Raw genomic sequence first — 5,456 nt, 5'->3', positions numbered from 1 at the left:
GCCAGCGTTCGTCCTGAGCCAGGATCAAACTCTCCATCAATGCATTGAGAGCGCCGATGCAAAAACATCGACAGACCCCGACATCGACAGCAGACCCTCACAGGCCCACCACCGTGTCCAAAGGAATCCCTCACAACCCAACCAGACAGCCACCCCACCACGTGGGACACCACCCAGCCAGGCCATGAACGGGGTAAAACAATTGGCACTGACAATCGGCACGCTGTTGAGTTCTCAAGGAGCAGGCGCTACTGAGTAGACGTCGCAAGACGTCGCCCTCAGGCGGCTTGCTGGCTTCTTACAAAATTCTGGAGGATGCTCGTCAGTTACTCCCCAGACGGGGGCTGCCGTACATCTGCCACACGCGCCCCTCGGGGGGGCAGTCACCGACCGCATCCGTGGTACTCGGCGGATCCGGTGTCTCGCTGACAGAGAGAACATTACGGGTGGATGACGGGGGACGTCAAATCAATCCCTTACCAAGATATGTGATGTACGTCACACCTTCTCAAGACCAGTTCGTTGTGATCTTCTGATATGGGACGCTTGATGGTCTGGGCCGGAAGACTGACACCCGGAACACGGGCCAGAGCATCACCGGGTCGACTCACCGGGTCGACTCACCGGGTCGACTCACCGGGTCGACTCACCTGGGTCGACGCGGCGGCCGCGGGCCGCTGACCGTCGCCTCGCCAGCGAGCCAGAATCGCCAGGGCCATTCGGTCGCCACCCGAATCCCCGCCCGGGGGCCGCGGCGGACCCGGCCGCCGGAGATACCGGGCGGGCCGGGAGGACGGATCCCCCGGCCCCCGGCCAGTGCCACCGTGACCGGCCCCGGGCCGGTGATCGTGGTTCCGCTCAATGCGCCGGTCACGGCGAGCGCCCGTCCCAACCGGCCGGGGCCACGCGCCAGGTCCGCCTCGACCAGGCGCGGGAAACGGCCCGCCACGAGGTCACGACCCGCCACGACCTCTCCGGAGCGCAGGAGCACGGCCGACGCCGAACCGACCGGTCCGCACACTACGTTCAGACACCAGTGGACGCCGTAACTGAGGTAGACGTAGGCCCGTCCCGGCGGTCCGAACATGACGGCCGCGCGCGGCGTCGGGCCGCGGTAGGCGTGCGAGGCGGGATCGTCCAGCCCCCCGTACGCCTCGACCTCGGTGATCCGAACGGCGACCGGCCCGTGCCAGACCGTCGCACCAAGAAGAGCCGGTGCGACGGCCAGAACGGGCCGGTCATAGAAGTCCACCCCGTCCGGCGCGGCACCGTCCGTCGGTGCCATGCCGGGCGAGGATTCGGGTAGTGCCGTCAGCCCACNGCCCNGGCCNNGTCCNGGTCCAGCACCGGACGCAACGCGGCGATCTGCTCGCGGACCCGGTCGGGAGCGGTCCCGCCGGGGGCCGAGCGGGCCTCCAGCGCTCCCCGCACCGACAGCACCTCGCGCACGTCCGGGGTGAGCAGGGGGTTGATCATACCGAGATCGTCGTCCGACACCTCGTCGAGATCGACGTCGTGGGCCACGCACCACGACACGAACTGGCCGACCGCCTCGTGCGCCTGACGAAACGGCACCCCTCGGCGCACCAGGTACTCGGCGACATCCGTGGCCAGCGCGAAGCCGTCGGGCGCCGCGGCGACGAGCCGCTCGCGACGGACCCGCATGGTCGCAACCGTGCCGGTCAGCGCGGGCAACACCAGCAGCAGGGTGTCGACCGCGTCGAAGACCGGCTCCTTGTCCTCCTGCAGATCGCGGTCGTAGGCGAGCGGCAGTCCCTTGAGGGTGGCCAGGAAACCGGTCAGATCCCCGATGAGCCGGCCGGACTTCCCCCGGGCCAGCTCCGCGACGTCCGGNTTCTTCTTCTGCGGCATGATCGAGCTACCGGTCGCGAAGGCGTCGTCCAGTTCGACCCAGCCGAACTCCCTCGTCGTCCAGAGCACGATCTCCTCGCCGAGCCGCGACAGGTGCACCCCGATCAGGGCCGCCACGAACAGGAACTCGGCGGCGAAGTCCCGGTCGGAGACCGCGTCGAGGGAGTTGGCGAACGCCCGGTCGAACCCCAGCTCCGCGGCCACCCCCTGCGGGTCGAGCGGCAGCGAGGAACCGGCCAGTGCCCCGGCCCCCAGGGCGCTCACCGACGCCCGGACGTCCCAGTCGCGCAACCGGTCGATGTCCCGGACGAACGCCTGCACGTGTGCCAGCAGCTGATGACCGAAGGAGATCGGCTGGGCGTGCTGCAGGTGGGTCATCCCGGGGGCCGGGGTGTCGACGTGCTGCTCGGCAAGCACGACCAGCGCGTGGGACAACTCGGTCAGCCGCGCGGCCACCTCGCGGGCCGAGTCCCGCAGGTAGAGCCGCAGGTCGGTGGCGACCTGGTCGTTGCGGCTCCGGCCGGCCCGCAGCTTTCCGCCCAGCGTTCCGAGCCGTTCGAGCAGACCACGTTCGAGGGCGGTGTGGACGTCCTCGTCCTCGACGGTCGGGCGGAACCGGCCCTGGGCGACCGCGTCGGAGAGCTCGTCCAGGGCGGCGAGCATCGCCGCGAGCTCGTCGGCGTCGAGCAACCCGGCCCGGTGCAGGACCCGGGCGTGCGACTTCGACGCGAGCAGATCGTAGGGCGCCAGCCGCCAGTCGAACTGGACGCTTATCGACAGCCGGGCGAGCGCCTCCGCCGGGCCGCCGGCGAAGCGCCCGCCCCACAGCCGCATCGGCGCCCCGTCACCGGGCGCCCCGTCACCGGGCCCTCTGCGCGTCGTGTCGTTCCCGCCGGGCGGGTGCGTCGCGGTCACGGGTTCAGCCGCTGCTCGCGCGCCGCCCAGACCTTCGTCGGCAGACCCCAGAGCTCGATGAACCCGCGGGCGTCGCGCTGGTCGAACTGGTCGCCGGCGTCGTAGGTGGCCAGTGCGTGGTCGTACAGACTGGCCGGGCTGCGCCGGCCGACGACCTGGGCGACGCCACCCACGAGCCGGATCCGCACCTCCCCGGACACTCCGGCGCTGGCGGAGTCGACGAAGGCGTCCAACGCGCTCTTCAGCGGCGAGTACCACAGACCGTCGTAGACGATCTCACCCCACCGCTGGTCGATGCCCCGCTTGAACCGGGCGACGTCCCGCTCAAGCGTGAGGTCCTCGAGGTCCCGGTGGGCCGTTAGCAGCGTGATCGCCGCCGGGCACTCGTAGATCTCCCGGCTCTTGATGCCGACGAGCCGGTCCTCGATCAGGTCGATCCGGCCCACGCCGTGGGCGCCCGCCCGGACGTTGAGCTCGGCGACGAGATCGGCGAGCGGGAGGGAGCGCCCGTCCAACCCCACCGGGACACCGTCGATGAACGAGATGGTCACCTCGTCGGGGATCCGCGCGACGGTGGGGTCCGCGGAGTAGACGAAGACATCCTCCGGCGGCTGGGCCCACGGGTCCTCGAGGACGCCGCACTCGGCGGTGCGGCCCCACAGGTTCTGGTCGATGGAATACGGCGATTTCTTCGACACGTCGATCGGCAGGCCGCGTTCCTCCGCGAAGGCGATCGCCTTGTCCCGGGTCATCCCCGAGTCGCGCACCGGGGCGAGCACGCTCAGCCCGGGGGCGAGCGCCGCCACCCCGACCTCGAAGCGCACCTGGTCGTTGCCCTTGCCGGTGCAGCCGTGCGCGATGGCGTCCGCCCCGTGCTCGCGGGCCGCGGCGACCAGATGCCTGACGATGACGGGTCGCGACAGGGACGAGATCAACGGATACCGGTCCATGTAGAGCGCATTGCTCTTAATCGCCGGAGCGACGAAGGACTCGGCGAACTCCTCACGGGCGTCGACGACGATCGACTCGACCGCGCCACAGGTGAGGGCGCGCTGCCGGATGGCCTCGAGGTCCTCGCCGCCCTGGCCGACGTCAACCGCCAGCGCGACGACGTCGGCGCCGGTCTCGGCGCCGATCCAACCGATGGCCACGGACGTGTCGAGGCCGCCCGAGTAGGCAAGCACGACGCGTTCGGTCACAGTACTTATCTCCTTATGTCGTTTTATATCAGAATCATGTTGAATTATTGAAAATCACGCCAGGCTGGTTAAAGAAAAACCGATGAGTGCTATTTTTAGCAAAAATTAGCGCTATGTTCATCAAGGATGCCGGGAAGGCCGGTTCACGGCGTCGCCGGCGCACCGCTACGCATCCTGGTCTGGCACGGCGGACGATCCCGTCGACGCTCCCCGCGCCCGGCCGTCGGCGAGCCACAGGAGATGAGCGGCGAGTGCCGGACCCCTCGGACCAGCATGCCCTCCCTGACCAGCGGGATCTCCCGGACCGACCGAACTCTCCGGACGGACCGAGCTCTCCGGACGGACCAGGGCCTCGGCTGCGGGAGCCGACCGGCAGACGACGAGCACCGTGTCATCCCCCGCGATCGTGCCCATGACCCCCGGAAGCGCCTCCCGGTCGAGCACCGAGGCGAACAGCTGCGCGGCGCCCGACGGTGTGCGCAGCACGACCAGGTCGCCGTTGGCCTCCGCGGAGACCAGCAGTTCCTCGCAGAGCCGGGTGAGCGACAACCGGACGATCTCCGCCGGCGCGAGGTTCGCCTCGACCGCGTAGACCAAGCCGCCGTCCGGACCGCGCACCTTGGTCGCCCCGATGTCCTCCAGATCACGGGACAGGGTTGCCTGGGTAACCTGGACGCCCTCGGCGGCCAGCAGACGCGCGAGCTCGGTCTGTGAACGCACGCCGCGCTGACCGATCAACGCCGCCAGCCGAGCCTGGCGGGCGTGCTTGGTCAACGGCGCGGCACGCGCGGCCTCCGCGCCTGCTTCCGAGGTCATCGCCCGGTGCCCCCCACCGACGATGCGCCCCCCACCGACGATGCGCCCCCCACCCCGGACGCGCTTCCGGCGGTGCCGGTCGGACCGACGCCCTCGGACAGCAGGATCGACAGCAGGGCCTTCTGGGCGTGCAGCCGGTTCTCGGCCTGGTCGAACACGACCGAACGGGGTCCGTCGATCACCGACGTGGTGATCTCGAGCTCCCGATGCGCGGGCAGGCAGTGCATGACGATCACGTCGGGCGAAGCGGCCTCGACGGCCTTCTCGTCGAGGCGGTACGGCTGGAACACCAACGCGCGGCTGTCCGACTCACTCTCCTGACCCATCGACGCCCACACGTCGGTGTAAAGCACGTCTGCCCCGGCGGCGGCCTCCAGCGCGTCGTGCATCACCAGCGCCTCCCCCCCGGTCACCATGCCGATCTCATTGGCGTGCCGCACCACCTGCTCGAACGGCTCATAGCCGGGCGGCGAGGCCACGTGCACCCGCATGCCGGCCGACGCGCCGGCGAGCAGCAGCGAGTGCGCGACGTTGTTGCCGTCGCCCAGGTAGGTCNGGGNCANCCCGGCCNGGCGNCCCCGCCGCTCCCGGATCGTCTGCAGGTCGGCCAGGGCCTGGCAGGGATGGGCGTGGTCGGACAGCGCATTGANNNNC

At 69.9% G+C, this 5,456-nt stretch carries 4 protein-coding genes and 1 pseudogene; all 5 read right to left on the bottom strand.

Annotation, left to right across the window (positions count from 1 at the left end; translation table 11 throughout):
- Positions 1-646: 646 nt before the first annotated feature.
- The gene (locus CED_RS15230) at positions 647-1,285 is read right to left on the bottom strand and encodes a DNA-3-methyladenine glycosylase (RefSeq protein ID WP_011437552.1); all 639 of its coding nucleotides are present in this window, start codon (positions 1,283-1,285) and stop codon (positions 647-649) included.
- Positions 1,286-1,311: 26 nt separating this feature from the next.
- The gene (argH, locus tag CED_RS15225) at positions 1,312-2,706 is read right to left on the bottom strand and encodes an argininosuccinate lyase (protein ID WP_035911686.1); all 1,395 of its coding nucleotides are present in this window, start codon (positions 2,704-2,706) and stop codon (positions 1,312-1,314) included.
- Positions 2,707-2,783: 77 nt separating this feature from the next.
- A complete protein-coding gene (locus CED_RS15220; RefSeq protein ID WP_011437554.1) occupies positions 2,784-3,986 on the bottom strand; it encodes an argininosuccinate synthase in 1,203 nt (400 codons plus the stop codon).
- A gap of 165 nt (positions 3,987-4,151) precedes the next feature.
- A complete protein-coding gene (gene argR, locus CED_RS15215) occupies positions 4,152-4,802 on the bottom strand; it encodes an arginine repressor (protein WP_023841505.1) in 651 nt (216 codons plus the stop codon).
- Positions 4,799-5,456, bottom strand: a pseudogene (locus CED_RS25415) (ornithine carbamoyltransferase); the annotation flags it as partial. The gene argR and the pseudogene CED_RS25415, both read right to left, overlap by 4 nt.

The sequence above is a fragment of the Frankia sp. CeD genome (assembly GCF_000732115.1).
Classification (GTDB): Bacteria; Actinomycetota; Actinomycetes; order Frankiales; family Frankiaceae; genus Frankia; species Frankia casuarinae.
This window is presented reverse-complemented; position numbering and strand designations above follow the sequence as displayed.

What these genes read in the sequence shown, in the direction of transcription:
- CED_RS15230 (WP_011437552.1), bottom strand. Translation starts at nt 1,285, where the DNA reads ATGGCACCGACGGACGGTGCCGCGCCGGACGGGGTGGACTTCTATGAC.
- argR (WP_023841505.1), bottom strand. Translation starts at nt 4,802, where the DNA reads ATGACCTCGGAAGCAGGCGCGGAGGCCGCGCGTGCCGCGCCGTTGACC.